Genomic DNA, 25627 nt, shown 5'->3' with positions numbered 1-25627 from the left:
AATAATTAGGGCTTAATTTCTTGCGGAAGGATGCGTCCGATCGTGCGATTTTGACTCGTAAATGTAGCTTGAGAAACTCGCTGAATGTCGGCAGGCGTAATCGCAGCAATGGCATCGACTTGCTTAAACAAATTGCGCCAGCTTCCGGTTTTAATCTCATATTCTAGAAGCGATTCTGCCATCCCAGAATTTGAGTCAAGCGATCGTAATAGTCCGGCTCGTGCTTGAGTTTTTACCCGATCTAATTCTTGAGCCGACACAGGTTCAGTCTTTAAACGTTCAATCTCTAATCTGAGCGCTGTCGAGACATCATCCACCGATTTGCCGGGAGCCGTCAGCGCATAAAACATGATCAACGTTGGATATTTATCACCCGGAAATCCGTTGAACCCTTGAGCGGTTAAGGCAACCTGCTTCTCTTCGACCAGAGACTTATAGAGGCGAGACGTTCGCCCGTCGCTGAGTAGACTCGCGATCGCTTCATAAACCACGCTATCAGGATGACTCAATTGAGGACGATGATAGCCTTCGAGATACCAGGGCTGAGAATTAAGCTTGAGGGTGACTGCTCTCGTTTGGGTTTGCGGCGGCTCGATCGCAGTCACTTCGGGCGGTTTGGGCTGGGCGTGATAGCGTCCAAAATAAGTTTGAGCGAGTCGCTCGACTTCGACGGGGTTGACATCGCCCACGATCGCGATCGTCAAATTATTGGGCGTGTAGTGCGTGTCAAAAAATTGCTGCACATCGGGTCGCGTCAGATTCCGAATATCCTGGTCATAGCCGATCACGGGGCGGCGATAGGGATGCACCTTAAAAGCGGCATCGAGAAAAACTTCGATCATTTGTCCGATCGGAGAGTTTTCGGTTCGCAGTCTGCGCTCTTCTAAAATGACTGCTTTCTCTTTATAAAACTCTCGAAACACTGGCTCTAAAAATCGTTCTGACTCTAGCGACATCCAGAGTTCTAGCTTGTTGGATGGAAAGCTGTAAAAATATCGAGTCGCCTCGCTAGACGTATTGGCATTTAACCCGACACCGCCTGCCTGTTCGACAATGCGACCAAATTCGTTTTGTCGCGCCAACTTTCCAGCAGATGCCTCGGTCTGATCGAATTCTTTTTGTAAGCGATCGCGCGTGGTCTTTTCGGTGTCTTTCTGAAGCTGTTCTGCCAGTTGATCTAAGCGATCGAGCAATGGCTTTTCAGCTTGATAATTTTCGGTGCCGATTCGAGTAGTGCCCTTGAATGCGAGATGCTCTAAAAAGTGGGCGACTCCTGTTTTTTTATCAGGTTCGTCGGCTCCTCCCACATTGGCATAGGTGAGAAACGACACTACCGGAGCTTCGTGCCGCTCTAGCACGATGAACTTTAAGCCATTATCTAGTTTAAATTCTGTGACTCGATCGATCACCCGGTCTAAGTAGGGCTGAATCGACTGAACGGGCGTTGTCTCCAGCGTTAGAGTTTGAGCTAGTGCTGCTTGAGAAACCACGCTCCAACTCAGGACAACCACCCAAAAAATAGCTAAAAATCGACTCACTGCTTGCATAAACTATTGCCATAACTAACTCAGAGAAGCGCATATTCAGCACTCTTCTCAGGATAGTGAGTTTTGGCAAGCTTTATGAGACGCGAACTCATTTCAACGAAAGTTGCTGTGACGATAGAAAATGTAGGTGTCGAATAAAGCACCTACCACCCCACAAGCACCGCCGATCACCAACGAGCCTTCTAACGCTTTGCCGCTGCCAAATGTTTGCAAAAACGTCAAAATCGCCCCAGATGACCACTGGCTAAACGCATCCAGCCCTGGGATTAGACCGAGCAGCATTAGCCCAGCGATCGTGCTGCCCACCAACAAAAGCGGAGTCAGAAAGCTGACTAGGCTGGTCAAAAATAAGGAACGCAAATAAACAGATGGGAGATTCATATCCATAACAAATCAGTAGACTATGGAACCGCTAATCACTAATCAGCTTATAAAAATATTTCCCTAGCATAGGAGCGATCGGGACAACTCTCCTCAACTTGTGAGAAATCTTAAATGTTTATAAAGAAACTCAACTTCTATCTCAGCAGTGTCTCACCAATTTTTGGGCAGAGATGTAATCTGCTTTACCGCTTGTCTCTTCTTAAAGGAGGAGATCTTTAAGTCCAAACTAATCCTCCGCCCTGTATCTCTGGAGCGATGAAGTACCCACCTCATCTTTATTAGGATTCCTCAAGCACTTTCGAGATCAGGAATTTTTTTATGCAAGTTCTTAGCCACCCAGAGGCAACCAATGATCCAAAAGATCCCAGAAACCGGGAGGTCGTGTTTCCAGCCTACGACATTCAAAACGGCAATCTAGCGACCCCGATCAATTCTTCACCGTTGGTCAAGGCATACATTAATAGTCTGCCCGCTTATCGCTCCGGGCTGTCTCCGCTGCGTCGTGGGTTAGAAGTTGGACTCGCTCACGGTTACTGGATTTTGGGGCCGTTTGCCAAACTTGGACCATTGCGAGACACCGACATTGCAAATCTGTCAGGGTTGCTGTCTACGATCGGACTAATCATAATCTCAACGCTGGCAATTTCGCTCTACGCCAATACCAATCCTCCGGGCCCAACCACAACGATTACAACGCCTAATCCTCCTGACGCGTTTAAGACAGAGCATGGTTGGAATGAGTATGCAGGCGGATTCTTGATCGGGGGTGTCGGTGGTGCAGCCCTGGCTTACTTCCTGCTCACCAACATTTCGCTGTTTAAAAACTTTGCGACGGGACTGTAAGATTTTTTAGAGCAGAGCGGCGGCGCGATCGGCTAACCCCGATCGTTCGCCCTTCAGCAAAGTAATGTGACCCGCTAAAGGCTCGTTCTTAAAGCGCTCTACGACATAAGTGAGTCCGTTGCTGGCTGCGTCTACATAGGGGTTATCAATCTGGTCAGGGTCGCCTGTCAACACGACTTTAGTGCCTTCTCCAGCGCGAGTGAGAATCGTCTTAACTTCGTGAGGCGTAAGGTTTTGGGCTTCGTCTACAATCAAAAATTGCTTAGGAATGGTGCGTCCCCGAATGTAGGTGAGTGGCTCGATTTGCAGCAATCCATGCTCGATCAGTTCTTCGTGACCGCGCCGCCAGTGGTCTGGTTTGCCTGAAGAATCTTGAGTGCCCAAAATCAGATCAAAATTGTCATAAAGCGGCTGCATCCAGGGAGTCAGTTTTTCGTTGACATCACCGGGCAAAAAGCCCAAGTCTTTTCCCATTGGCACAACCGGACGGGAGATTAATAACCGACTATAAAGCCGCTCATCAGCAACTTTTTGTAGCCCTGCGGCGATCGCTAATAGCGTTTTTCCCGTTCCGGCTTTGCCCACTAGCGTCACTAACGAAATTGAATCTCGCAGTAATAAATCAAGCGCAAAACTCTGCTCACGGTTGCGCGGGCTGATGCGAGAAACACCACTGCGCGACAGTTTAGTGATCGGCACCACTTTGCCACTCGCTCCATCGACAATGCCTAAAGCGGTGTGACTAGGGTTTGCCTCATCGATTAGGGTTAGCGCCTGGTTAGGAAAAAATTCCTGGTCTAAAGCGACTCCACCCAATTTAAACAAGCGATCGATGTCTTCTGAAGCGACAACGACTTTATCCATCCCGATATAAAGGTCATCGACATCGACTTTATCGGTTTTATAGTCTTCGGCGGTCAGCCCTAGCGCGTCGGCTTTGATTCGCAAATTAATGTCTTTGCTCACCAACACAACTGGAGAGTCACATTGCCGCTTTAACTCAAGGGCCACGGCAAGAATCGCATTATCTGCTTTGTCGCCTTCTAGCTCTGGTGGCAGTTCTAGCAAGGTTTCTCGGCGGCAAAGAGCGACCTGTAAAGAGCCATCTCCATTGATTGAAATGCCTTCGGTCAACTGCCCTTTGCTTCTCAAATCATCCAACATTCGGGAAACCTGACGGGCATTTCGTCCCGTGATTTCAGGCTGTTTCTTGAAGCGATCGAGTTCTTCAATAATCGTGATGGGCAGCACTACATCGTTGTCCTCAAACCGTAACATTGCAGATGGATCATGCAGTAGGACATTGGTATCGAGAACGAACGTTTTCTTCATGAAGGCTTTGGCGATCGTAGAGAGTTTCAAGAATGACTTATCATCCTACATCGGTCTGAGTGCCCTAGTTTGATTTCCTGTGAGTTTCTCAGGTTTGTGTAGGGAATCTCTCGATCGACACATTCCAAAATCTATCTATTTAGAGTAGTTTTGGTGAAGAATATCATCATTCAAAAGCATGGATAGCAAGAGTCTCCAACCTGTTCCTCCCTTTCATGACAAAAACGAGGAAACTCCTGATATCGGTGGCGGTTTGCCCGTAATTGAATATTGGGCAGAACACACGCTCTCGCCCGAAGGTGCAAAACTTTGGCAGACTCTGCTCCACAAAAGTGCTTGTCTGTCTTGCTCGTGGGGCACTGGGGGACAGAAAGGAGGCTTTACCAATGAGGAGGGCGAAAAGCTTCAGCGCTGCATGAAAAGCGTCGAGGCGATCTCAGCGGAAATCAAGCCAGCAGTCCCGGTTGAGGTGTTTCAACAGCGCAGCATTCAAGAGCTTCAGCAACTCACCTCGCTTGAAGCTGACAGACTGGGACGGTTGAGCTTTCCGATGATTTTGCGATCGGGCACCTCACACTACGAGCGCATCTCATGGGAAGAGGTTTATAACATTGCAGAAACTGCCTTTCGTAAAGCGCCCGATCGAGTTGCGTCTTATAGTTCGGGTCGCTCCTCGAATGAGGCGGCTTTTTTGCTGCAATTGATGATGCGATCGCTCGGCTCTAATAATCTTGCCGACTGTTCTGATTTGTGTCACGCTCCTTCAACGTTTGGACTTAAACAAATGTTTGGAACGAACACTTCAGTGGTCAGTTTAGAGAATTTAAAGCACGCAGATTGTGTAGTTTTAGCGGGTGCAAACTCTGCTTATAACCATCCACGATTGATGAACGAGTTGATTAAACTGCGCGATCGCGGTGGCAAAGTCATCGTAATCAATCCCATGATGGAGATTGGATTGGTGAAGTTTGGTTCTCCAGCGTTTCCAGTCAAGTCTCTGATTCCTGGATCAGATATCTCTTCGCTGTATTTGCAGCCGATTCCGGGCAGTGATGTTGCGCTGTTTGTTGGCATTCAAAAATCTTTAATCGATCGCGGATTTATCAAGACCGAATTTCTCAAGGCGCATACTGAAGGATGGGAAGCTGTAGTCGAAGCGGCACGATCGACCAGTTGGGACACGATCACCGAAACGTGCGGCGTTTCTCAACCCGAAATCGAAGCTGCTGCAACCATTATCGGCAACGCGAAAGGAGTCGTATTCGGTTGGGCAATGGGAATCACTCAACACGAAAATGGAGTCGATAACGTCTTCAGTATTGGCAACACTGCGCTAATCACTGGTAATATCGGCAAAGAAGGCGCAGGCGTAATGCCAGTGAGGGGACACTCTAACGTCCAGGGCTTTGGCTCAATGGGTGTGACAACTCAAAAACTGAAAAAAGGACTGCAAGACGCACTAGAAAACCTGTTAGGACATCCGCTGAGTGAAGTCAAGGGATATGACACTCGCGATTTGATTGAAGCGGCTGATCAAGAAAAAGTAGAGACGCTGATCTGTCTAGGTGGCAACTTATATGGCGCGAATCCTGACTCGACTCAGGCAAAGCGATCGCTGAGTAAAATCGACACGATTATCTATTTAGCAACAAAGCCCAACATCGGACATTTTAACGGACTCGCCAAACACACGACGATCGTGCTTCCGGTGCGAAATCGATTTGAGAATCCTTATAAAACGACGACTGAATCGGGTAATAACTTTGTCCGATTGAGCGACGAGGGCGAGACGCATCTCAAAGACGCAGATCTGATCGCTGAAGTCGAGTTTTTAACCGAGTTAGCCCACCGAGTCCACGGCGACTATCCGCTTGACTGGCGTAAGCTGCGAGATCCGAAGTTTGTTAGACAACTGATTGCTAAAACTGTTCCAGGATACGAGCAGATGGCAACGATCGACGAAACTCAAGAAGAATTCACGATCACAGGACGCATTCTCAACGAGCCAAAATTCTCAACGCCATCGGGAAAGGCTGCAATGTCTACAACGCCTTTGCCAACGCTGAAGTTACCCGATGCACGATCCTTTAACCAGTCAAACGTAAACGGCATTGTGGTCGCGATTATGACGGGTCGCAGCTATTCTCAACACAACACTGTGGTCTATAAAATTGGCGACCAATATCGAGGAATGCCTCACCGCAACTGCATTTTAATGAATCGATCGGATGCAGAATCCGCAGGCTTGAGCGAACATCAGCGCGTCACCGTGCAAGGCAATGTCGGAAAACTTGAACAGGTCGAAGTGATCTATGGAGCCGTGCGCCCCGGTGCCGCCGTGATGTTCTATCCAGAGGTAAATGTGATCTTTAAGGCGAGGGTTGAGACGCGATCGGGCACCCCAGCCTTTAAGCGAGTTCCTGCCCTCGTTCATGCCTAAAACCTTACCGATCGAGACCCGACAACGCCATCAAATTGCACAGTTTATAAACAGCTCTCGCTCCAACATTGCCATCCCATTCGCCATCACCCACTTCAACCACATCAAAGCCAACAATCTGCCGCCCACTCTCAACAACCTCACGAAACAAACAAACCGTTTGCTCTAACTCTAGACCGCCCGGAACTGGCGTGCCCGTATTGGGACAGAGTTTAGGATCAAGTCCGTCAATGTCAAAACTGATATAGACGTGTTGCGGCAATTCTGCCACGATCTGTTTGCAAACCTCTAGCCACGAAATGCCCGCATAGAGTTTTTGCTTGAGCATTGGGTCGTAATAAGTAGACACCCGCCCATTTGAGTTTTGAATCAGCGTAATTTCGTCGTGACAAATATCGCGAATGCCCACCTGAACGAGTTTAGAAAGTTGCGGTACTTTGAGCGCATTAAACATAATTGAGGCGTGAGAAAACTCAAACCCCTCATACGCCTCGCGCAAATCAGCATGAGCATCAATGTGCAAAATTCCGAAGTCTGGATAATGCTCTGCGATCGCCCGAATCGCCCCTAATGGCACACTATGATCGCCGCCAATCACCGCTATTTGTTTACCTTGATTCAGCGCGGTTTGAGCCTGATCAAATAGCCATTGGTTAACGGCTTCACACTCTTGATTAATCGTGTGCAGAACCCGAACTAAATCGGGATCATCTTCAACTCGCCGCCCCTGTTCCATCTGCTCGATAATTCGCCTTGCGTCTTGTCTTAGCGTCTGACTTTTTCGCTGAATACGATCGTCGATTCCAACCATAAAAATGCCTTGCTTCCACCCATCGGGGTAGTCAAAGTCATAGACATCTAACTGGCGCGAGGCATCTAACACTCGTTGCGGCGCGGCGGCGGTGCCAGCCCGATAAGAAACCGTCACCTCCCACGGCACACCAATCACAATAATGTTGGCTGACTCATAGTCAAAGGGCAAGCCTAATAAATTTCCGTTGTTAACTCCGATCTCATTCGGGTCAAATGTTTGCAGAATCTCTTCTCTCGTTGCCATTTGCAAACGTCCTCAGTCTTTCTCTCAGTCTAGCTTTCTCAACTACGATCAACGTCCTGCAACCGCTTAACTAAAATAAGCAAACGTGGATAGTTTGATGCGATCGCCCGGCTGTTCAAATCTCTCCTATTCCCTAATCTCGCGAACCTGCGTAGAATGAAGGTGATATCGTGCGATCGGAAGTGGAGAATCAAAATGGGTAACGCCGTGGGAATGGTGGAAGTGCGGGGGTTGCCTCCAGCACTGGCGGTTGCAGATGTCATGGTAAAAGCTGCCCGTGTCACCTTGGTCGAAATGGAAAAAGTCAGCGGTGCCTATGTGACGATTATTGTGCGAGGAAACGTATCGGATGTCAAAATGGCAGTCGAAGCTGGAATCGAGGCCGCCAAAAAAATGCACTCAAATAAAGAAGGCGATAAGCTTTTTCTGTCGTCTCACTACATTCCTCGACCTAGCGATAATTTGATGGCCGTGTTGCCGATCGAATACACCGAAGACACTGACGAGTTTAGAGTCTAGACCGGAAAACACCCTCGGCGTGAGCAGCTAGAAAAGGCAGAATTGACCTTGAACAATTCTTTGATAGGACTGGATGCCTTAGCTCAGGATCAATTAGATGCCTGGGTTTCTGATGCAAAAACAAAAACGCAACTGGGACGACTGCCCGACTACATTCCACTGCTCACTCAGACAAAGCCCAACACGGTTGCTGTCGAGATTCAAACGACAAAAGGGAAGATATTTTCGGCGGGGGAAGTCACACAGCCTTTTGCACTGATGAGCGTGATTAAGCCGTTTTTGCTGCTGTTTGTGTTAGAGCGATCGGGTGCAGATGAGGTCTTTAAACAAGTGGGGATGAAACCCTCCGATCAACCGTTTCATTCTCTAACGCAACTGAGTAGCGATCGTGGTTATCCCCGCAATCCCATGATCAATAGTGGGGCGATCGCGCTGGCGGCTCTGTTGCCTGGAAAAGACGGTGCGGCGCGCTGTAAAGCCCTCTGTGACTGGCTAAATCGTCTCGCAGACACGCATCTGACACTAGATCGAGCCATGCTGACTTCTGTGCGATCGATGGCAAATGAGTCAAATCGCGCGATCGCCCATATGCTGTCACAAGCCGGACATTTAACGTCTGTTGAGATGGCGCTTGATACTTATAATCACATCTGCTGTCTGTCAGGAACCGTCGAAGATTTGGCGCGATTGGGCTTACTCCTGGCATCGTCATCTGGGATTGCTCGTCAACATCAGCAAATTGTGAATGCTTTAATGCTGACCTGCGGGCTATATGAAGCGTCGGGCGCGTTTGCCGTGCGAATCGGGCTGCCCACTAAGTCAGGCGTGAGCGGAGCGTTGTTATCGATTGTGCCCAAAGAAGGCGCGATCGCAGCTTACAGTCCGGCGATCGACCCCACCGGAAACTCTGTAGCAGGACTCTTTCTCTTAGAAAAGCTGGCAACTCACCTCAAGCTCAGTATCTTCGGCTAATGTTCGGCATCAAGCTAACTTGCCTCTAAACCGATTACATTCACCCAGCAGCCTGTTGAGTTCCGCAACAGCTTTCCAAGGATTTCGACCTTTGAAGGGGGCGGCAATGACCGCCTCATAGGGATTTCTTCCAGTTTGCTTAACGGCGGCGATCGCTGCTTTGTTGGAGAGTCCTCGTCCTGCTACAAGCCAAGCTGCTAAAACGTGCCCGGTGCGTCCAATTCCGCCAGAGCAGTGAACCACCACCTTCTCATAACTTCGGTTGGCGATCGCTAAGAACGGCAAAATTTGGTGGATGAGAATTTCAGGGTCGGCAAAGTGAAAATCCTCGATCGGGGCCCAACAAACTTGGTCGAGTCCAAAGGTCTGTCGATAAACGTCAAGCAAATTGGAATAGCGAGTGAGTTGAGATTCAGGAAGCAAACAGCAGACGCGCTTGATGTCTTGATTCTGCATAAATTCAATCCACTCGTTCACTTGCTCGTTGCTATATCCAGGTCGAGCAGAGCCAAACACGATCGGTTCGTTCTCCGAAGCTGAAGCAAATTTATGCATAGTGATGCAAAGGCAACTGATTTGATCTCAGGGCATAACCAGAGGATGCCAGAAGGGATCGTTGGTGTCTTCTAGCCGCGCCATGTCTCCCTGATAGCGCGCGTTTACGGTCTCGGCTCTTTGCTTTAAGCGAGGCGGCACATGACACAAATCAACTGGCAATCCGTGTCCTAGCAGAAACTCTGCTAACTGGTGAGGATGAATATAAATTCCTTCTTTGTGCAGCCCTAGCACAATCTCAGCAAAAGTGTGCCACCGAGTCACGTCTTCAAGAGCAGGATCTTCAGGATCGTTGGATAAATCGTTTTGCATCGCAAGGAGAGAGCGCAAGGCAGATGGACGAAGAGCAATTGCCCGACTCCAACTCTGTCTAATATGGTATCCCTCCTTACAGTTTGTCTGATTTGAAGTTGTGAAAATTTACCATTAGGTGAGCAAAGACTCTCAGGGCAATCAAGAGTTTGAAGCGCGAGGATAATCGCCCAATTTCCACATAAAAGCAGCGATCAGATTAGTGAGAACGTGAGCCACGATCGGCACCAATAAATTGCCTGTCCAGATCGCGCTATAGGCAAATAGTGCGCCGATGCAGGTTGCCCAAACCACATAAGCCCACTGCTTAAAGTTACTCAGGTGAAGCACCCCAAAACAAACGCTAGAAATCAAAACCCCTTCTAAAGTCAGACCAAACTCAGGCAGCATGACTCCACGAAATAGTAATTCTTCACTGAGTCCTGGCAATAACCCCAACCAAACTAAATCGGGAATGAGCAGCGGTTTGAGCACTAATTCGAGGTAATAATCGGCGCTGATGCGATAAGCTGCCCAAAACCGATAGATAATCGAGCTGGCGATCGTCACACCCAGCCCTAGCCCGACTCCTTGCAAGATGGCTTCTGTGGTCAACTTCACTGGCAAGAGATTAACAGAGCCAAGGTGCATCCATAATTTTGCTACGAGCAGCAAAACCACGGCAGTCACCCCCATCGCGATCAAAACTTGAATGCGGGTTAACGGTTCCATTTCTGGAGTTTCAGGAATTTGTGCCACTAGAAATCTGGGGGTGAGGTGTATGAGTAGCTTTATGTTAATGGACGATCGACTCAACCTCTAAGCAGCGCAAAGGAGCGATCGCCGGATTCAGCGCATTGGGTTCTATTCCAGCCCGATCGCACACTAACATTCCTAAAGCTTCCAGATAAGAATTCACCGCGATGGCGTTGATTCCCAATGATTCTGGAGGCACCTGCATCTGAGTGTGATTCTCTCTAACTGCAATAATTTTGGTGTTTGACTGACTCAAACTCATGACTGCGCTGCCTCCACAAGCATTTGCTGGAATCACGATCGCATCTACTTGATCTGCCCATACATCACTCGCCTGCACCATAGACAGAACGCTGCGAGTCGTGAATTGAGGAGCGCGACTTAACCCAACTAAAACACACGGAAGAAAAGTAAATCCTAATTCTTCGGCTGCCGATCGCGGCGATAGTTCGACATCTAATGGCAAAGGCAACAGCGCAGGCGCATGAGCACAAGGAATTTGAAACGTCCGTACAATCAGATGACTAATCACCGCTTCGGCACCCGCTAATGGATCAACGCCTTGACCGTGACGATAATTTTGCAACGCTTGGCTGCCACAGTCGTCAGGAAACCGAGCAACTACCGCGATCGCCGTGGCTCCTACTTTGTGAATCAGTTTATCTGCCGCTCTTAATAAGCTGTCTGGATGCTCGATCGTGCCCCACGCTGCGCCAGAATTCGCGGTTTTTAGTTCGACGTTTAAGGGCTGATCGGTGATCACATACTCGGTTAAATTTAGTCCGAGTGTGGCTCTTGCAGCATCTGCCGCTTGTAAATGTCGCAGTCGCAAATCGGGTTCGATGCCACGATCGAGAATCAATCCAATTCGATTTTGATGCACGGGACGCAATCCCCAATTGCCAGCCGCAACTTGATCAAGTCCGTAACCTTCAACATACAAAGCGTTAGGCAAGTTCCAATAAAGTTGGGCCCCGTTGAGAACATTGGGATGTGTGATTAAGCGATCGCAAACCTGAGCGATCATCCGCGCCACCGGAAGCGCATCACCTGCATAGCCTCCGATCGTGGCTCCGATCCCAGTCGGCACGATCAGAACTACGGTGTAGGCACGTTTAGTCATGATCAATCGTCACGATCGCTTCGATTTGAGCTTTTTGTTGGTTAGCATTCACACTGGTGACAGCCCAGCGTAATGGTTCTCCATGTTTTCGCAATGCAGCTTCGATCGCGCTTTGCATTTCAACCGGAGACGATTTCAAGTCAACTTCTATGCTGATAAAGTGTGTATTCATGACTGAAAAATGAATTCACGAGTGATTAACTCTAATGTGAATAACCTATTTATTTTGATGCTGTCCAAATTGCAGATGATAGACTGTTTCTTCTTTTTCGGTTTCAATCTTGAGGTCAGACCGAGGAAAGCCGACACAGAGTAAGGCGTATCCCTGCTCCTGCAATTCTTGACTTACGCCCATTCCATCGGTTTGATCGATCGTTCCTTCTAAGATTTGAGCGGCGCAAGTTGTGCAAACTCCAGCCGTACAAGAACTGGGCAGATCTAACCCCAATTTGTTTGCAACTTCAAGAACGGTGCGATCGTCGGGCACTTCGATCGTGTGAGTTTGCCCCCGATGCAGAATTTCAACTTTATAGATTGCCATTTTAGATTTGATTGCGCGTGTGTTCCCACCATCATTTTAGAAGAATCGGGGGCAGGAATTTGGGGACGATCTGACTAAAAAGAGGAATGAGAAGAATCTGGATGTTCTCATCATAGCGATCGAGGCGAGTCGAACGATCGCTCATAAAAATGCGCCTGAGAAACCCCAGACGCAAAACCTTACTTGAAAACTTGAGATTGAGGTTAGCCTAATGCCTCAGCACCGCCCACCACTTCTAGAATTTCTTGAGTAATCGCCGCTTGACGTGCCTTGTTGTAAGTCAGCGACAATCCTTTCATTAATTCCGAAGCGTTTTCGCTTGCGTTGTTCATAGCGGTCATTCGGGCAGCAAGTTCACTTGCCGCAGACTCTTGCAACGCCCGAAGCAGTTGGTTATTTAGATATAGCGGCAGCAACGCATCCAGAATTTGCACCGGATCTTGCTCAAAAATCATATCCTGCGGGAAACTGCTCTGAGTCGGCGCGGTCACTTTCTCCCGCTCGACTTGCAACTGCCCGCCGCGAGTCGTCAGACGGAAGATTTCATCATCTGGCACTTCTAACCCTTGAGGGTCAAGCGGCAACAGTGTTTGAATCACCGGACGAGAGCTGATCAGCGAGACAAATCGAGTATAGACAAGCTCAACCCGATCGACCGTATCCGACAAAAACAGAGACAACAACTGATCCGAAATCTGCGACGCTTCCGCCGCGGTTGGAATCTGTTCTAAGCCGATGTAAGTGCCTTCGATCGGCTGCTCTCGACGCTGAAAGTATTGAGCCGACTTGCGACCGACCACAATAAATTTGTAGTTTAGCCCTTCTGCTTGCAGTTCTTTAGCGCGAACCTCAGCGCGACGAATCACGTTGGAGTTATAAGCACCGCACAAGCCTCGATCGCCAGAAATGACTAGCAATGCAACCGTTTTTACATCCCGCTTTCTGAGTAGGGGCAGATTCGCTTCTTCAAAACGCAACCGGGTTTGCAAGCCATAAAGCACTTGGGCAAGCCGATCAGCAAAAGGACGAGTTGCGATCACCTGTTCTTGAGCGCGACGCACCTTTGCAGCCGCCACTAACCGCATTGCTTCCGTAATCTTTTTCGTATTTTTGACCGACTGAATGCGATCTCGAATGAGTTTGAGGTTTGCCATAATCTTGACCCATGTTAGAGCTTGGATTTTGGATTTTGGATTTAATTGGAAATCTAAAATCCAAAACCCAAACTAGTTTTACGCGGCGGCTAGGAAGGTCTTTTTATATTCAGCGATCGCTTCCTTCAACATTCCTTCGGCTTCGTCACTGAGCGCTTTCGTCGCGCGGATGCTTTCGCCATATTTGGGCTTGCTAGTTGCCAAATAGTCGCGCAATCCTTTCGCGTAATCGGTGATTTTATCAACGGGGATATCATCTAAATAACCGTTGATGCCCGCGTAGATGATCGCAACTTGATCACCCACCGATAGCGGAGAATATTGAGATTGCTTCAGCAATTCGCGCAGACGTTGACCGCGTGCGAGTTGGTTCTGAGTCGCTTTATCCAAGTCAGACGCAAACTGAGCAAACGCTTCTAGTTCAGCGAACTGAGCGAGTTCCAGCTTCACCTTACCCGCGACCTTCTTCATCGCTTTAGTCTGAGCCGCAGAACCCACACGAGAAACCGAAATACCTGCGTTCACGGCGGGTCGTAGACCAGAGTTAAACAAGTCAGACGATAGGAAGATTTGACCGTCGGTAATCGAAATCACGTTCGTCGGAATGTAAGCGGATACGTCACCCGCTTGAGTTTCGACGATCGGCAATGCGGTCATGCTGCCTTCACCCAATTCGGGGCTAAGTTTTGCCGCACGTTCTAGCAAGCGAGAGTGGAGATAGAACACGTCTCCAGGATAAGCTTCACGACCGGGTGGACGGCGCAACAGCAAGGACATTTGACGATAAGCCTGTGCCTGCTTGGACAAGTCATCGTAAATTACCAGCGTGTGCCGACCTTGGTACATAAAGTACTCAGCCAGCGATGCCCCGGTATAAGGAGCGAGGTATTGAAGAGTCGCCGCGTCGTTTGCGTTTGCCGCAACAATGATCGTGTAATCTAACGCGCCACGCTCCCGCAGCACGTTCGCGATGTTAGCAACGGTCGAAGCTTTCTGCCCGATCGCCACATATACGCAGATCACGTCTTCGCCTTTCTGGTTCAGAATCGTGTCTACGGCAACGGAGGTCTTGCCAGTTTGACGATCGCCAATAATTAATTCCCGCTGACCCCGACCGATCGGAATCATGGTGTCGATCGCGGTGATGCCCGTCTGCATCGGCTCATACACCGATTTCCGCTCAATGATGCCGGGTGCAGGGGACTCGATCAGACGAAACTCGTTCGTTTGAACGTCGCCTTTGCCGTCGATCGGACGAGCCAGCGCATCCACGACGCGACCAATCATCGCATCGCCCACCGGAATCCGCGCAATTTTGCCGCTTGCTGTGACGCTGCTGCCTTCTTGAATGGTGCGCCCGTTACTCATCAAGACCGCGCCCACGTTGTCTTCTTCTAGGTTGAGCGCAATGCCAACTGAGCCATCTTCAAAGTCAAGCAACTCACCAGACATTGCCTTTTCTAAACCGTAAATCCGGGCGATACCGTCACCGACTTGAAGCACGGTTCCGACATTGGAAACCTTCACGCCCTGATCGTAGCTCTCGATCTGTTGGCGAATAATATTACTAATTTCGTCTGGTCTGATTGCTGCCATTGGAACCTCTTTTGAAGGATGAAGGGGAAAGCGAAAATAGGATTTAGGTGTCAGGGGTTCAGAGTTTTGACTGATTCCTGAAACCCTGACCATTCTTAGGTTGCACTACTTAAACGGAGAGAAATGCGACGCAGTTGACCACGCAAACTTGCATCAATCACCTGAGAACCAACTTTGATAATCACACCGCCGATGAGGTCGCGATCGAGACGAGTTTCGAGATCGACCTGACGTGCAGAAGTCATCGACTTCACCTGTTCGCGGATGGTGTTTTTCTGGTCGTCGTTGAGTTCGACCGTCGAAATCACTTCGGCTAAAACAGCTTGATTTAGCTTTCTGAGAAGTGCCTGATACTGTTTGCAGATGCCATCCAAAAACAGAATTCGTCGCTTATCGACCAGCAGCATTAAAAAGCTTTTAGTGAACGGGTGAACCTGCTCTCCAAAAACCTGTTCTAAAACAGCTTTTTTTGCGTCGGCTTTCGTCAACGGACTGCTGAGAAATGCTTGCAGATCAGGGGACTCATTCCAACTCGATAGAATCCCGGCAACATCTTCACCGAAACGCTCGGTCAAATTATTTGACTGCCCCAAGGACATCAGCGCTTGGGCGTAGGGTTCCAGAACCTGAGCCGTCAAAATGCTATCTTTCATCAGGAACTACCTCCGAGTAGAGCAATGCTGCGATCGACTAATCTCTGCTGCAAGTCATCATTCAGACGACTCGGAAGCTCACCCTCTGCACGCTGCATTGCCATCAGTGCAATGCGTTGACGTAACTCATTGATCACTCGCGCTTGTTCAGAGCCGAGTTCTTGAGCCGCCGTCTCACGCATCCGAGCAACATCCTGTTCAGCCTTCACCAAAATGGCTTCTCGCGCTGACTTGGCTCCATCTTCTGCCGAGGCACGAATTTTAGCAGCCTCAGCTTGCGCTTGCGCTAATTTCTGCTGCTGTGAGGCAAGAGCGGCAGCAGCACTTTGTTTACGCTGTTCCACTTCTTTAATTTGAGCCTCGATCGCCGCCGTGCGATCGCCCAAAATCTTACCTAAGAACTTGCGACCAAAATAAACGACAACGGCAATCACGATCGAGAGGTTGATCAGGTTGGTTTCTAGGATGTCAAAATTGATACCAAAACCACCTTTTCCCACTGCTTCTGCTGCTTCAGAGCCGAGTAAAGTGGCTCCAGCAGCGAGTCGCAAAAAAATTTCCATGAACGTTATCCACAACTGCGCGGTTGACAATCCTAGAGGCGTTAACAACTAACTGCTAACGACCCCATCAAACTCCAGCTAAAAGCTTATCTAGAATTTCGTGACTTAGCGATTCGACCTGCTGCTCTAGCGTTTGCATCGCAGCCTGCTTTTGCTGATCTAACTCTTTTTGAGTGGCTTCGCGTTGAGATTGAGCCTCTTGTTGAGCCTCAGCAGTTTTTTGAGCGGCGATCTTCTGTGCATCTGCCTGAGCAGCCACGATCGTCGCTTGATATTGTCTGCGAGTCTCGGCTAGCTCAGACTCATACTGTTTCGCCAGATTTTCGGCTTTCGCAAGACGCTCTCGCGCATCCGCTTCGTTGCTGCGGATGTAATCACTGCGATCTTCAATCACTTTCGTGAGTGGCTTATAGAACACCACATTTAAGATCGCAGCTAAAAGAAGAAACTGCACTGCCATCAAGGGCAGGGTCGCATCAAAATCAAACATTATCTTGAGTGAGGGTGAAAAAAGTGCAAGACAATTTTAGAAGTTTTGAGCTTTGAGTTTTGAATTCCGTAACCCAGAACTCAAAACTCAAAATTCTTGACCCTTATGATGCAAAGGGGTTAGCAAACAGCAACACCAGCGCGATCACCAGACCGTAGATGGTCAGAGATTCCATGAACGCGAGGGTTAACAGCAGCGTGCCGCGAATTTTGCCTTCTGCTTCGGGCTGACGTGCAATGCCTTCCACTGCTTGACCCGCAGCGTTACCTTGACCGATACCAGGTCCGATCGCAGCCAAGCCAATAGCAAGAGCAGCAGCGAGAACGGAAGCAGCTTGAACGATGGGATCCATAGTGATTTTCCTTTGGGTTGAAAACGGGACAAACAAATGTTCTTTCTGATCGAGCGAGGATTTACGGTGCGTGTTCCTCTTCGCCGTGACCTTCGATCGCTTCGTGAATGTACGCGGCTGCAAGCGTTGCAAACACCAATGCTTGAATTGCACTAGTAAACAAACCTAACAGCATCACGGGCAATGGCACAAACAAAGGCACGAGTAGAACCAGAACCGCTACCACTAATTCATCCGCCAAGATGTTGCCAAAAAGACGGAAGCTCAGGGAGAGGGGCTTGGTGAAATCTTCTAAGATTGCAATGGGCAGCAAAATTGGAGTGGGTTGAATATACTTCGCAAAGTAGCCCAAACCTTTTTTCCTAAAGCCTGCGTAGAAGTACGCCAGCGACACGAGCAATGCCAATGCCACCGTTGTATTGATGTCGTTTGTTGGGGCAGCGAGTTCACCCTCTGGTAGCTTAATCAGCTTCCAGGGAATCAGCGCTCCTGACCAGTTAGAGACAAAGATGAACAGAAACAGTGTGCCAATAAATGGCACCCAGGGACGATAATCTTTTTCACCAAGCTGGTTTCTTGACAACTCACGCACATACTCCAGCGCGTACTCCATCAAGTTTTGAATGCCTCTTGGCACACGTTGAGCGTTGCGAGTTGCCAAAAGTGAGGCAATCACCAAAAGCCCAATCACGAACCAGGAAACCAAAAAAACTTGCCCATGAACCTTTAAATTGCCAATCTGCCAGTAGAGGTGATGACCGACCTCTAAGCTAGCGAGCGGAAACGAGTTGGGAGCAACGAGGAAATTTAGCATTTCAGTTCAGGCGGCTTTCCCCAGATTCAAGGAGTGCAAATTCTATAACAGGCTCAATCGCCAGGATCGAGCAGGGTTCGCAAGGTATAAACGATCAGCGTCGCTTTGTAGGTCAGAAATCCTAAAAAAATAGGTAAGACGTGTAGACCATTCCACTGGGTTCCGACTATAATCAGCCCAATAAAAACGGCGATGTGCGACTTGCCTAGTTTGTCTTTCTGGCTACCAAGTTGCTCAACATTTCTTGCTAACAACTTCAAGTAAACCACACCTGTGCATGCTCCAAGTAAATAATTCAGAGCGATGTTGAGGGAGTAGAAATACCAAACCGGGAAAAAGATTAGACCCGTCAAGATAAGTGTGATCACTAGCAACTCTTGTTGGAGTCGATAGAAATCTTGCATTGATGCACTGGGTTCTGATGACTCAGAAACAGGCGGTGAGATTTCCTCCATTGCAGGTGCGATCCATGAAGTAGGGCAACTTCGCCATGATGAGTTACTAAACTCACAGGGAGTCTAATGCGATCACGACAGTTCGTTTAGCCAGAAGACATCATACCACGCGAGGGTAATAATACTTAATGTCTACGATCGAGGACTCAGTAAAATAAGCTGTTGTTGTTGCAGCGATCGCACGGTCTCCAATTCCAACGGCGCGTCTGACAAGATCTCTCCGATCGTGCGTTGCGACTCCTGATTTTCATCGCAAGCTTTCATAAATTCAAATTCTGGTTCTGACAGATTCACAATCTGATAGTCGTAGTTGAATAAACAGCGACTTGCCCAGCCATCCATGCAAGGGCTGCGCTCAGGAATGGCGTTGAGCAACGCTTCATCAGACGACCAATCGGCTAAGGGCAACTCGCCTCGCCCCAAAAAGAATTCGTAGTGAGTGACAGAAGAGGGATCTAAGAGTTCGATTAAGCGGTAGCGTTGACGATCGCTCAGTCCTTTCGCCCGATCAATCAGGTCTGAATTTTTGCCTAGCAAGCGATCGAGCGTCCACTGTCGAGGATTCGAGAAGCCCAAAAACTTCAGCCCAGACGCATCAATAAGCTGAAATAACGTCTCGATGTTGTAGTCAATCTCTTGGGGATGGACATACATATCTGCAAAACATTCATCGCGCTGATTTTCCATTGACCAGCGTTCTTTTTCTCGCTGCACTAGTCGATTATTTTCAGGAAGTGTCTCGAAAATCTGACGACCGACTTTTACGCCATCGCGATAATCACCTTTTTGGTTGCCTTGTAGGAGGGCGATCGCTTGCTGCATCAACCCGATTTCCCAGCGCCCCAATTCTGCGTAGACAAAGATGTGCATAATCCCGCCAGGAGCGAGTTTTGTCGCTAAGGATTGAATGCCGCGAATCGGATCAGGCAAGTGATGCAATACGCCCACGCAGTTGATCATCTCAAACTTGCCGGGAAGCTGGTTGGCATCGTAGAGGCTGAGGTGATGAAACTCTGCTCGATCGTTGACCGATCGTTGACATCGCTCTCTCGCAACCGTCAACGCCCCAGCACTCAAATCAATGCCAGTCACCTGAGCTTGGGGATTGAGATGCACTAAATATTCGGTTCCGCACCCAGTGCCGCAGCCTGCATCTAAAATGCGGATGTTTTGTCGCTTGGGTTTTTGTCCTGTGCAAAAATTGTAGGCGGCTGACCAGTTCCAGCGCCAGTTATAGCCGGGAGGCGGCTCGTCAAGCAAAGGCTCTGGTGGAAACGGGTAGGTGTTATAGAGCGCTGCAACCGCCGCACTAATCGCTTGAGGATCGGGCATGACAAATCAAAATGACAGTAACTTAGTGATCTAGTGTCTCATTGGGGAAGCCTTGATATCAGGCAAATTGTTGCCAAATGCTTTGAGAAGCGTTAAGTTGTATGAAGAAATATATCTTTAGAGTGAGGCAATCATCATGGAAAAGCAAGAAGGCAAAATCGGCTTTACCAAGTTTGCTGAGTCTTGGAACGGTCGTCTAGCAATGCTAGGCATCGCGATCGGGTTCGCTACTGAGCTAATGACAGGCAAGGGCATCTTAGAGCAACTCGGTTTGATGTAGTTCTCACGACTGATTTTATCTGACCATTTGCCTGGAAGTAACTTGATTACTCTCCAGGTTTTTTATTGAGACTTAAAACTCGACGTTTAAAGGAGTTCTAGGAAATGGAATCACGTCGCGAATGTTGCCCATTCCTGTCATGAACTGTACTAAGCGCTCGAATCCCAACCCAAATCCTGCGTGGGGAACGGTGCCATATCTCCGCAAATCTAGATACCACCAGTAGTCTTTTAATTCCAATCCTTGTGCTTGAATGCGTCGTTCTAGAACATCAAGCCGTTCTTCTCGCTGAGAACCGCCGATAATTTCACCGATTTTCGGAGCGAGAATATCCATAGCGCGAACGGTTTTTTCGTCTTCGTTCAAACGCATATAAAAGGCTTTGATTTGTGTCGGGTAATCTGTCACAATCACGGGCTTTTTAAAGAGTTCCTCGGCTAAAAACCGCTCGTGTTCAGATTGCAGATCTAAGCCCCACTCGACGGGATACTCGAAGGGTCGATCGCTCTTCAGCAAAAGCTCAACTGCCTTGGTATAAGTGACTCGCTCAAACTCGTTTTGAATAATATTTTCAGCCGTTGTGAGGACTGAGTTATCGATGCGATCGTTAAAAAACTGCATATCTTCAGGGCACTTTTCTAGCACATAAGAAAAGATGTATTTGAGGAATGCTTCCGCTAAATCCATGTCTCCTTCTAAGTCACAGAACGCCATTTCTGGTTCGACCATCCAAAACTCTGCCAAGTGACGAGACGTGTTAGAGTTTTCGGCGCGAAACGTTGGACCAAACGTGTAGACATTGCTGAATGCGGTTGCCATAATTTCGGCTTCTAGCTGTCCGCTGACTGTCAAATAAGTAGGTTTGCCGAAAAAATCTTGGGTGTAATCAACCGATTGATTTTCAGTTAACGGAACTTTCTTGAGATCCAAACTAGTGACGGCAAACATTTCGCCTGCCCCTTCACAATCGCTTGCTGTGAGAATTGGAGTGTGAACCCAGATGAAACCTTGTTCTTGAAAGAATTGGTGGATTGCCATCGAGCAAGCATTGCGAACTCTAAAGACGGCTCCTAGCGTATTGGTGCGCGATCGCAGATGTCCAATCTCTCGCAAAAACTCAAACGAATGGCGTTTCTTCTGAAGCGGATAGGTCTCTGGATCAGCCTCGCCATAAACGATTACCGAGTTCGCCTTGACCTCAATACGTTGCCCTTTGCCTAGCGACGATACTAAAACCCCTGATACTTCAACCGATGCCCCGGTGCTGAGTCGTTTGACGATCGACTCATAGTCCGGTAAGTCAGCGTTCATCACCACTTGCAAACCTGCCATCGACGAACCATCGTTGACTTCAATAAACGAGAAGCCTTTCTGTTCTCGCTTGGTGCGAACCCAGCCTTTAATCGTGACTAATTCGTTGGGTTGTCCGTGGCGCAGCAGTTCTGAAATGCGTCGTGTCATGAGATTAGGGGGCTAAGGTTTGAGGAGCAGGGCTTGTGTTGTTGGGAGCCGGATTCTTTAAAGTGTAGAAGGCAAGCGACCAGCCAACGGCGATCCCCAGTCCACCAAATCGCACGGCTTGCCAGAAAACTTCTTTAAAGCCAGCCCACGAAAATAAGCGGCTTTCTAGATTAAATTCCAGCTCTTCTAGCTGCTTTTCGAGCTTCTGCAATTCTAATTTAAGGCTAGAAGATTTGCTTTGGCGGAGCTGCGATCGGATCATTTGCGATCGCTCCTCTAAATTCTTTTGAAGCTGCTGATCATGCTCGATTTGGGCATGGCGCTCTTTGAGTTCCTGAAGCGATCGCTCCACGCGCTCAAGAACTTGCTCAAAGGTGAGCGCTGAATCGTCGGATTCGTGACTGGTGGATAAACGATCGGGGTCTTGGGATGGTGGCATTCAAGCGTAGTAAAGTAAGAGTAATGAGTAAATTCATTTTACCCATTCCGTTAAAGCAGCGTTCTATGCCCGACTTGACAATGATGCAATCTTCTCAGACAGAAGCCTCTAACCCAGTCGCAACCAACAAGCTTTCTGAGTTCAGCGCCCTTGAGTTAGCACAGGCACTGACCGAAAAGTTGAGTATCAGCGATCGTGATTGGCACCGACTAAAGTCAAATCGGCTGGCGCGATCGCGTGAACAAGCCGCCGTTGCTCTAATTTTCCTTTTAAAAGATCAGCCCGAAGAGGCGCTTTTGCGATTACAGCAGGCAGCCGGGTGGTTGGATAAATCAATTTCAGCCCCACCTTGCGAACATCACGGTTCTAAAAAGTAGGGCTAGATTCAGGACAGTGGCTACTTATTAGCTTTGGCTCTGTAGTTTTCTTGAAAATTAGTTCTGCAATATAAGCCCTCTAACTGGGCAGAGATTTGCAGGACAGTTTCTGTAGGAGATGCGGTGACAGCTTGCGCGATCGGCTGACAAAGCATCGTAAAAAGGCAAGAACATCCCGCTAATAAAAGTAGCTCTAATTTCTTGGTTTGCATGGTTCTGTTTAGAGTGATCCTTGGGCAGTGAGGGGTGTTCGTGTTGCTTTGCCAAGATAACAAAATTTTGAGCAACTCTGAAAAACCGATAGAATTAACCCAAAATTTCCTCTAGTGCTGGTTTAATCGTCAGATATTGATATTCAAATCCATTGGCTAGCGTGTGTTTGGGCAAAACTTCTTGACCTTCAAGCACGACTTTAGCGCCATCACCCAACATCGCTTCTAGCGCAAAACTGGGCACCGGGAGCCACGAAGGACGATTCATCACTTGCCCCAGCGTCGTCGTCATCTCCGCCATGCGAACGGGCTGCGGAGCCGTGGCATTAAAAACCCCTTCCATCTCAGGTCGCGTCAATGCTCGTAAAATCAAGCTGACTAAATCGTCTCGATGAATCCAGGAAAACCACTGATTGCCGCTGCCGATCGGCCCACCTGCAAACAGCTTAAAAGGCGTAAGCATTTTGCCCAAGGCACCGCCCATTCCTAAAACAATTCCAAGCCGCAAAATCACCAGACGAACGCCGCTTTCCTTGACCTTGCTTGCTTCGGCTTCCCAGGTTTGGCAAACTTCTGCCAGAAAATCATTGCCAGCAGCACTGGTTTCGTCAAAGGTGACAGTTTCGCTAGTGCCATAAAAGCCGATCGCGGAGGCATTGACCAAAACCGAAGGCTTAGGATTGGCGTTGGCAATGGCTTCAACGAGTTTTTGAGTCGTGATTTTGCGACTGTCCATTAAAGATTGTTTGCGTTCTGGTGTCCACCGATTTTCGGCGATCGCTTCTCCTGCCAGATTCACCACGCCATCACAGCCTGAAATCTTCTCTTGCCAAGCTCCCGACTGAGTTGGATTGTAGGCAACAATTTCTAGATTGGGATCAGTAGAGTTTGGGAAGGCTTGCTCTGCTTTGGTCGCATTGCGAGTCAAGACGATGACTTGATGCCCCTCAGCGTTTAACCGCTCTACTAAACGACTGCCCACAAATCCGGTTGCCCCTGTGACTGCGACTTTCATAGATACTCTCTCCCTAATCGAGACAATTCGCCTCTGTGGGGCGGGTTACAAAACTCAAAGCTCAGTATACAAGGCAAGGATGGAGCTTGAGAAACCCAGCCAGTAAAAAAAATATTGAGCAATCAATAACAAAAAGGTACAAACTATTAAGTCTGTACCTTTTATTCACTCCAACTTGAAGGCGGGATCTGGGGTTCTTGAACACAAATTACTTGAGGTAGTTTGCTTCTGCTTCGAGCATTTTTAAAAGGTTTTCGTCGCCTCTGTCTCTCGCGGCTTCCATGCGGCGCTGCAAGTTTTTTTGCAGATTTTCGCGGTGAGCAGTGGCAGCTTGTGTGAAGGTTTGCTGACGATTTCTGTTCATATCGGACATTTCCAAAAAAATATTTGTGCTATGTGATTGTCTTCTAATCATAACATCTAAGATTCAAACGGTAGTTTATACTACCAAAATTAATGATTAGAAATATAAGAAATCATTATGATTCTGACGCTACTCAGCGATTTTGGGTTGAGCGATGTCTATGTAGCGGTGATGAAAGGCACGATCGCTCAGATCAATCCCACCCTCACCATGATTGATCTGACGCATCAAGTTCCACCTCAAGACATTGCTGCGGCTCGGTTTCACTTGATGAACGCCTATCCCTACTTTCCGGCCGGGACGGTGCACATAGCAGTTGTTGATCCCAGCGTGGGAAGTCTGCGACGCGCGATCGCCATTCAACTTGAGTCTGGATTTTTAGTGGCTCCCGATAATGGGCTAGTGAGTGGCGTTTTGAGCCAGAATTCAGCGATCGCTGCCGTTGAGTTAACCAATCCTTTCTATTGGCGCACGTCATCTCCAAGCACGACCTTTCACGGACGTGACATTTTTGCCCCGATCGGAGCGCACCTAGCAAGCGGAGTACCGATCAGAGAACTGGGGACTGAAATTGGTTTGAGAACGATTATTCATCTGCCGATCGCTAACCCGACTTGTATAGGAAACACGATTTGGGGAGTAATTCAAGCGATCGACCATTTCGGCAACTTGATTACAAATATTTCAGGTGACGAAGTGGCTGGAAAGTCTTGGAGCGTCAGCCTAGAGAACTCGACTTATCCAAGCAAATCCACCTACTCAGACAGCGAACCTGGAGAAATTCTTGCTTTAGTTGGCAGTCATGGCTGGGTTGAAATTGCGGCTAGTCGTGATAATGCTCAAAGACAACTTAATCTGAAGTGGGGCAGTGCAATATCAGTCGTCATGGATGGAACTTAACGGCTTCTGATCGAACTTACCAACGGCTCAAAAACGGGTAGCAAATCGGCGCGACTGACGACCAACGTTGGGAACGATCGCTGACTATAATTCTCTCCAACTTGTAAAGGAAAGATGGGATTGGGTTCGAGTGGGTGCCAGACTGCGCCAGCCGCTTGCACGATCGCCCAGACTGCGGTGATATCCCAAATTTTTGGTGTAGCTTCAATTCCTCCTAAAGTTGCTCCAGCGGCGACCGTCAAAAAATTGTAAGTTGACACACCCAACATCCGAATTTTGGCAGGAAAGGGATTTTTGAGCACCGAGATACTTCGAGCGCACAGATTAAAAAAGTGGTTGCTCGTCAAAGCATCTTGACTAGCGTGAATCGGCTTCTGGTTGAGAAACGCTCCCGTTGGCATCGTCAGCCCCGATGAACCTTGCCAAAACCCGTGAAAAGATTGTCTCAACGGTGGGAAATGCACATATCCGAAGACTGGAATTCCTTTATAAAGTAAGCCCAGTGAGATGCCCCAGAGTGGCAGACCTCTCGCAAAATTCGTCGTGCCATCTAACGGATCAATCACCCAGCACCAGTCTTGATCGGGGAAAATATGTTCGGTTTCTTCACTCAAAACGCCGTGGGTTGGAAATGTGTGAGCGATCGCATTCCGCAATTCTTGATCTGCCCACTGATCGGATTGGGTCACCAAACTACCATCGGATTTTTCAGATGCTTGCGCCTGACCAAAATCTTGTAGCAGTTGGGTGCCGACTCGCTGAGTTTCGGCTTGAGAAAAATCGAGAATTTGAGTCCAAAAATCAGTCATT

32 protein-coding genes are annotated in these 25627 nt (G+C 48.5%); 7 read left to right on the top strand and 25 right to left on the bottom strand.

Features of this window, described 5'->3' with window-relative positions; translation table 11 throughout:
- Positions 1-5: 5 nt before the first annotated feature.
- Both C7B65_RS03885 and C7B65_RS03880 read right to left on the bottom strand, forming a co-directional pair.
- Positions 6-1547 carry a M16 family metallopeptidase gene (locus C7B65_RS03885; protein ID WP_073069572.1) on the bottom strand — a complete coding sequence of 514 codons (1542 nt, stop codon included), beginning with the start codon at positions 1545-1547 and terminating at the stop codon, positions 6-8.
- Positions 1548-1640: 93 nt separating this feature from the next.
- Positions 1641-1928 carry a hypothetical protein gene (locus C7B65_RS03880; protein ID WP_073069571.1) on the bottom strand — a complete coding sequence of 96 codons (288 nt, stop codon included), beginning with the start codon at positions 1926-1928 and terminating at the stop codon, positions 1641-1643.
- A gap of 321 nt (positions 1929-2249) precedes the next feature.
- Between C7B65_RS03880 and C7B65_RS03875 the strand changes: the two genes are divergently transcribed.
- Positions 2250-2774, top strand: coding sequence for a photosystem I reaction center subunit XI (locus C7B65_RS03875; RefSeq protein ID WP_073069570.1), 525 nt, complete (start codon positions 2250-2252; stop codon positions 2772-2774).
- Positions 2775-2780: 6 nt separating this feature from the next.
- Here C7B65_RS03875 and C7B65_RS03870 read toward each other — a convergent pair whose 3' ends face one another.
- On the bottom strand, positions 2781-4136 hold the full coding sequence (locus C7B65_RS03870; protein WP_244913154.1) for a PhoH family protein: 1356 nt from the start codon (positions 4134-4136) through the stop codon (positions 2781-2783).
- A gap of 148 nt (positions 4137-4284) precedes the next feature.
- Between C7B65_RS03870 and C7B65_RS03865 the strand changes: the two genes are divergently transcribed.
- Entirely contained in the window at positions 4285-6546 is a 2262-nt protein-coding gene (locus C7B65_RS03865) for an FdhF/YdeP family oxidoreductase (RefSeq protein ID WP_073069568.1), read from the top strand.
- A gap of 4 nt (positions 6547-6550) precedes the next feature.
- Here the strand turns inward: C7B65_RS03865 and C7B65_RS03860 are convergent, their stop codons facing one another.
- Positions 6551-7603 (bottom strand): agmatinase family protein, encoded by a 1053-nt coding sequence (locus C7B65_RS03860; protein ID WP_073069567.1) that lies wholly within the window; start codon positions 7601-7603, stop codon positions 6551-6553.
- A 195-nt stretch (positions 7604-7798) separates the two neighbouring features.
- On the opposite strand from C7B65_RS03860, the gene C7B65_RS03855 reads away from it, so the two are divergent.
- Together C7B65_RS03855 and glsA are read left to right on the top strand one after the other, a co-directional pair.
- Positions 7799-8122, top strand: coding sequence for a carbon dioxide-concentrating mechanism protein CcmK (locus C7B65_RS03855; protein WP_073069566.1), 324 nt, complete (start codon positions 7799-7801; stop codon positions 8120-8122).
- A 48-nt stretch (positions 8123-8170) separates the two neighbouring features.
- Positions 8171-9094, top strand: coding sequence for a glutaminase A (glsA, locus tag C7B65_RS03850; RefSeq protein WP_223257279.1), 924 nt, complete (start codon positions 8171-8173; stop codon positions 9092-9094).
- A gap of 9 nt (positions 9095-9103) precedes the next feature.
- On the opposite strand, the gene C7B65_RS03845 is transcribed toward glsA, so the two are convergent.
- The 15 genes from C7B65_RS03845 to C7B65_RS03775 all read right to left on the bottom strand — a co-directional run bounded on the left by C7B65_RS03845 (position 9104) and on the right by C7B65_RS03775 (position 19769).
- Positions 9104-9649 (bottom strand): protein-tyrosine phosphatase family protein, encoded by a 546-nt coding sequence (locus C7B65_RS03845; RefSeq protein ID WP_073069565.1) that lies wholly within the window; start codon positions 9647-9649, stop codon positions 9104-9106.
- A gap of 27 nt (positions 9650-9676) precedes the next feature.
- Positions 9677-9961 carry a hypothetical protein gene (locus tag C7B65_RS03840; RefSeq protein ID WP_073069564.1) on the bottom strand — a complete coding sequence of 95 codons (285 nt, stop codon included), beginning with the start codon at positions 9959-9961 and terminating at the stop codon, positions 9677-9679.
- Positions 9962-10102: 141 nt separating this feature from the next.
- Positions 10103-10699 (bottom strand): CPBP family intramembrane glutamic endopeptidase, encoded by a 597-nt coding sequence (locus tag C7B65_RS03835; RefSeq protein WP_317615788.1) that lies wholly within the window; start codon positions 10697-10699, stop codon positions 10103-10105.
- A 37-nt stretch (positions 10700-10736) separates the two neighbouring features.
- Positions 10737-11819: a DUF3326 domain-containing protein gene (locus C7B65_RS03830; RefSeq protein ID WP_073069562.1), complete on the bottom strand. Its 1083-nt coding sequence runs from the start codon at positions 11817-11819 to the stop codon at positions 10737-10739.
- On the bottom strand, positions 11812-11991 hold the full coding sequence (locus tag C7B65_RS03825) for a hypothetical protein (protein ID WP_073069561.1): 180 nt from the start codon (positions 11989-11991) through the stop codon (positions 11812-11814). The genes C7B65_RS03830 and C7B65_RS03825 overlap by 8 nt, the downstream gene beginning before the upstream one ends.
- Before the next feature lie 45 nt (positions 11992-12036).
- Entirely contained in the window at positions 12037-12360 is a 324-nt protein-coding gene (locus C7B65_RS03820) for a 2Fe-2S iron-sulfur cluster-binding protein (protein ID WP_073069560.1), read from the bottom strand.
- A gap of 203 nt (positions 12361-12563) precedes the next feature.
- On the bottom strand, positions 12564-13514 hold the full coding sequence (locus tag C7B65_RS03815; RefSeq protein ID WP_073069559.1) for a F0F1 ATP synthase subunit gamma: 951 nt from the start codon (positions 13512-13514) through the stop codon (positions 12564-12566).
- A 78-nt stretch (positions 13515-13592) separates the two neighbouring features.
- Positions 13593-15110, bottom strand: coding sequence for a F0F1 ATP synthase subunit alpha (atpA, locus tag C7B65_RS03810; RefSeq protein WP_073069616.1), 1518 nt, complete (start codon positions 15108-15110; stop codon positions 13593-13595).
- A 95-nt stretch (positions 15111-15205) separates the two neighbouring features.
- The gene (gene atpH / locus C7B65_RS03805) at positions 15206-15763 is read right to left on the bottom strand and encodes an ATP synthase F1 subunit delta (RefSeq protein WP_073069558.1); all 558 of its coding nucleotides are present in this window, start codon (positions 15761-15763) and stop codon (positions 15206-15208) included.
- Entirely contained in the window at positions 15763-16326 is a 564-nt protein-coding gene (locus C7B65_RS03800; RefSeq protein ID WP_073069557.1) for a F0F1 ATP synthase subunit B, read from the bottom strand. Before C7B65_RS03800 ends, atpH begins: the two co-directional genes overlap by 1 nt.
- Before the next feature lie 67 nt (positions 16327-16393).
- Positions 16394-16816 carry a F0F1 ATP synthase subunit B' gene (locus tag C7B65_RS03795; RefSeq protein WP_073069556.1) on the bottom strand — a complete coding sequence of 141 codons (423 nt, stop codon included), beginning with the start codon at positions 16814-16816 and terminating at the stop codon, positions 16394-16396.
- Between the two features lie 103 nt (positions 16817-16919).
- The gene (gene atpE, locus C7B65_RS03790) at positions 16920-17168 is read right to left on the bottom strand and encodes an ATP synthase F0 subunit C (RefSeq protein ID WP_073069555.1); all 249 of its coding nucleotides are present in this window, start codon (positions 17166-17168) and stop codon (positions 16920-16922) included.
- A 61-nt stretch (positions 17169-17229) separates the two neighbouring features.
- The gene (gene atpB, locus C7B65_RS03785; RefSeq protein ID WP_073069554.1) at positions 17230-17982 is read right to left on the bottom strand and encodes a F0F1 ATP synthase subunit A; all 753 of its coding nucleotides are present in this window, start codon (positions 17980-17982) and stop codon (positions 17230-17232) included.
- A 53-nt stretch (positions 17983-18035) separates the two neighbouring features.
- Entirely contained in the window at positions 18036-18437 is a 402-nt protein-coding gene (locus tag C7B65_RS03780; protein WP_073069553.1) for an ATP synthase subunit I, read from the bottom strand.
- A gap of 132 nt (positions 18438-18569) precedes the next feature.
- A complete protein-coding gene (locus C7B65_RS03775) occupies positions 18570-19769 on the bottom strand; it encodes a class I SAM-dependent methyltransferase (protein WP_073069552.1) in 1200 nt (399 codons plus the stop codon).
- Between the two features lie 136 nt (positions 19770-19905).
- On the opposite strand from C7B65_RS03775, the gene C7B65_RS03770 reads away from it, so the two are divergent.
- The gene (locus C7B65_RS03770) at positions 19906-20049 is read left to right on the top strand and encodes a high light inducible protein (protein WP_073069551.1); all 144 of its coding nucleotides are present in this window, start codon (positions 19906-19908) and stop codon (positions 20047-20049) included.
- Between the two features lie 72 nt (positions 20050-20121).
- On the opposite strand, the gene asnS is transcribed toward C7B65_RS03770, so the two are convergent.
- Positions 20122-21510 (bottom strand): asparagine--tRNA ligase, encoded by a 1389-nt coding sequence (gene asnS / locus C7B65_RS03765; protein WP_073069550.1) that lies wholly within the window; start codon positions 21508-21510, stop codon positions 20122-20124.
- A gap of 4 nt (positions 21511-21514) precedes the next feature.
- Positions 21515-21949 carry a sll0565 family protein gene (locus tag C7B65_RS03760; protein ID WP_073069549.1) on the bottom strand — a complete coding sequence of 145 codons (435 nt, stop codon included), beginning with the start codon at positions 21947-21949 and terminating at the stop codon, positions 21515-21517.
- A 23-nt stretch (positions 21950-21972) separates the two neighbouring features.
- On the opposite strand from C7B65_RS03760, the gene C7B65_RS03755 reads away from it, so the two are divergent.
- Complete coding sequence (locus C7B65_RS03755) at positions 21973-22326, top strand: DUF6439 family protein (protein ID WP_317615786.1); 354 nt, start codon at positions 21973-21975, stop codon at positions 22324-22326.
- Between the two features lie 20 nt (positions 22327-22346).
- Here the strand turns inward: C7B65_RS03755 and C7B65_RS03750 are convergent, their stop codons facing one another.
- The 3 genes from C7B65_RS03750 to pirA all read right to left on the bottom strand — a co-directional run bounded on the left by C7B65_RS03750 (position 22347) and on the right by pirA (position 23917).
- Positions 22347-22538, bottom strand: coding sequence for a hypothetical protein (locus C7B65_RS03750; protein ID WP_073069548.1), 192 nt, complete (start codon positions 22536-22538; stop codon positions 22347-22349).
- Positions 22539-22632: 94 nt separating this feature from the next.
- Entirely contained in the window at positions 22633-23553 is a 921-nt protein-coding gene (gene thyD / locus C7B65_RS03745) for a thylakoid membrane protein ThyD (protein WP_073069547.1), read from the bottom strand.
- Positions 23554-23761: 208 nt separating this feature from the next.
- Positions 23762-23917, bottom strand: coding sequence for an arginine synthesis PII-interacting regulator PirA (gene pirA, locus C7B65_RS27615; protein WP_181314324.1), 156 nt, complete (start codon positions 23915-23917; stop codon positions 23762-23764).
- A 117-nt stretch (positions 23918-24034) separates the two neighbouring features.
- On the opposite strand from pirA, the gene C7B65_RS03740 reads away from it, so the two are divergent.
- The gene (locus tag C7B65_RS03740; RefSeq protein ID WP_073069546.1) at positions 24035-24817 is read left to right on the top strand and encodes an SAM hydrolase/SAM-dependent halogenase family protein; all 783 of its coding nucleotides are present in this window, start codon (positions 24035-24037) and stop codon (positions 24815-24817) included.
- On the opposite strand, the gene C7B65_RS03735 is transcribed toward C7B65_RS03740, so the two are convergent.
- Complete coding sequence (locus C7B65_RS03735; RefSeq protein WP_073069545.1) at positions 24814-25626, bottom strand: inositol monophosphatase family protein; 813 nt, start codon at positions 25624-25626, stop codon at positions 24814-24816. The genes C7B65_RS03740 and C7B65_RS03735 overlap by 4 nt on opposite strands.
- Position 25627: the final 1 nt, after the last annotated feature.

Origin of the sequence: Phormidesmis priestleyi ULC007, from assembly GCF_003003695.1 — a bacterium.
GTDB lineage: Bacteria > Cyanobacteriota > Cyanobacteriia > Leptolyngbyales > Leptolyngbyaceae > Phormidesmis_A > Phormidesmis_A priestleyi_A.
Note: the sequence above shows the minus strand (reverse complement) of the source record. Positions and strands in the feature narration are given on the sequence as shown.

Bases quoted from the DNA above. Each gene is read 5' to 3' on its own strand.
- C7B65_RS03825 (WP_073069561.1), bottom strand. From the start codon at position 11,991: ATGAATACACACTTTATCAGCATAGAAGTTGACTTGAAATCGTCTCCG.
- C7B65_RS03840 (WP_073069564.1), bottom strand. From the start codon at position 9,961: ATGCAAAACGATTTATCCAACGATCCTGAAGATCCTGCTCTTGAAGAC.
- C7B65_RS03875 (WP_073069570.1), top strand. From the start codon at position 2,250: ATGCAAGTTCTTAGCCACCCAGAGGCAACCAATGATCCAAAAGATCCC.
- atpE (WP_073069555.1), bottom strand. From the start codon at position 17,168: ATGGATCCCATCGTTCAAGCTGCTTCCGTTCTCGCTGCTGCTCTTGCT.
- C7B65_RS03855 (WP_073069566.1), top strand. From the start codon at position 7,799: ATGGGTAACGCCGTGGGAATGGTGGAAGTGCGGGGGTTGCCTCCAGCA.
- C7B65_RS03885 (WP_073069572.1), bottom strand. From the start codon at position 1,547: ATGCAAGCAGTGAGTCGATTTTTAGCTATTTTTTGGGTGGTTGTCCTG.
- C7B65_RS03775 (WP_073069552.1), bottom strand. From the start codon at position 19,769: ATGCCCGATCCTCAAGCGATTAGTGCGGCGGTTGCAGCGCTCTATAAC.
- C7B65_RS03845 (WP_073069565.1), bottom strand. From the start codon at position 9,649: ATGCATAAATTTGCTTCAGCTTCGGAGAACGAACCGATCGTGTTTGGC.
- C7B65_RS03770 (WP_073069551.1), top strand. From the start codon at position 19,906: ATGGAAAAGCAAGAAGGCAAAATCGGCTTTACCAAGTTTGCTGAGTCT.
- atpB (WP_073069554.1), bottom strand. From the start codon at position 17,982: ATGCTAAATTTCCTCGTTGCTCCCAACTCGTTTCCGCTCGCTAGCTTA.
- C7B65_RS03880 (WP_073069571.1), bottom strand. From the start codon at position 1,928: ATGAATCTCCCATCTGTTTATTTGCGTTCCTTATTTTTGACCAGCCTA.
- thyD (WP_073069547.1), bottom strand. From the start codon at position 23,553: ATGAAAGTCGCAGTCACAGGGGCAACCGGATTTGTGGGCAGTCGTTTA.
- C7B65_RS03760 (WP_073069549.1), bottom strand. From the start codon at position 21,949: ATGCCACCATCCCAAGACCCCGATCGTTTATCCACCAGTCACGAATCC.
- C7B65_RS03735 (WP_073069545.1), bottom strand. From the start codon at position 25,626: ATGACTGATTTTTGGACTCAAATTCTCGATTTTTCTCAAGCCGAAACT.
- atpH (WP_073069558.1), bottom strand. From the start codon at position 15,763: ATGAAAGATAGCATTTTGACGGCTCAGGTTCTGGAACCCTACGCCCAA.
- C7B65_RS03740 (WP_073069546.1), top strand. From the start codon at position 24,035: ATGATTCTGACGCTACTCAGCGATTTTGGGTTGAGCGATGTCTATGTA.
- asnS (WP_073069550.1), bottom strand. From the start codon at position 21,510: ATGACACGACGCATTTCAGAACTGCTGCGCCACGGACAACCCAACGAA.
- C7B65_RS03865 (WP_073069568.1), top strand. From the start codon at position 4,285: ATGGATAGCAAGAGTCTCCAACCTGTTCCTCCCTTTCATGACAAAAAC.
- C7B65_RS03795 (WP_073069556.1), bottom strand. From the start codon at position 16,816: ATGTTTGATTTTGATGCGACCCTGCCCTTGATGGCAGTGCAGTTTCTT.
- C7B65_RS03750 (WP_073069548.1), bottom strand. From the start codon at position 22,538: ATGCAAACCAAGAAATTAGAGCTACTTTTATTAGCGGGATGTTCTTGC.
- C7B65_RS03755 (WP_317615786.1), top strand. From the start codon at position 21,973: ATGAGTAAATTCATTTTACCCATTCCGTTAAAGCAGCGTTCTATGCCC.
- pirA (WP_181314324.1), bottom strand. From the start codon at position 23,917: ATGAACAGAAATCGTCAGCAAACCTTCACACAAGCTGCCACTGCTCAC.
- C7B65_RS03820 (WP_073069560.1), bottom strand. From the start codon at position 12,360: ATGGCAATCTATAAAGTTGAAATTCTGCATCGGGGGCAAACTCACACG.
- C7B65_RS03830 (WP_073069562.1), bottom strand. From the start codon at position 11,819: ATGACTAAACGTGCCTACACCGTAGTTCTGATCGTGCCGACTGGGATC.
- C7B65_RS03780 (WP_073069553.1), bottom strand. From the start codon at position 18,437: ATGGAGGAAATCTCACCGCCTGTTTCTGAGTCATCAGAACCCAGTGCA.
- C7B65_RS03860 (WP_073069567.1), bottom strand. From the start codon at position 7,603: ATGGCAACGAGAGAAGAGATTCTGCAAACATTTGACCCGAATGAGATC.
- C7B65_RS03815 (WP_073069559.1), bottom strand. From the start codon at position 13,514: ATGGCAAACCTCAAACTCATTCGAGATCGCATTCAGTCGGTCAAAAAT.
- C7B65_RS03800 (WP_073069557.1), bottom strand. From the start codon at position 16,326: ATGGAAATTTTTTTGCGACTCGCTGCTGGAGCCACTTTACTCGGCTCT.
- atpA (WP_073069616.1), bottom strand. From the start codon at position 15,110: ATGGCAGCAATCAGACCAGACGAAATTAGTAATATTATTCGCCAACAG.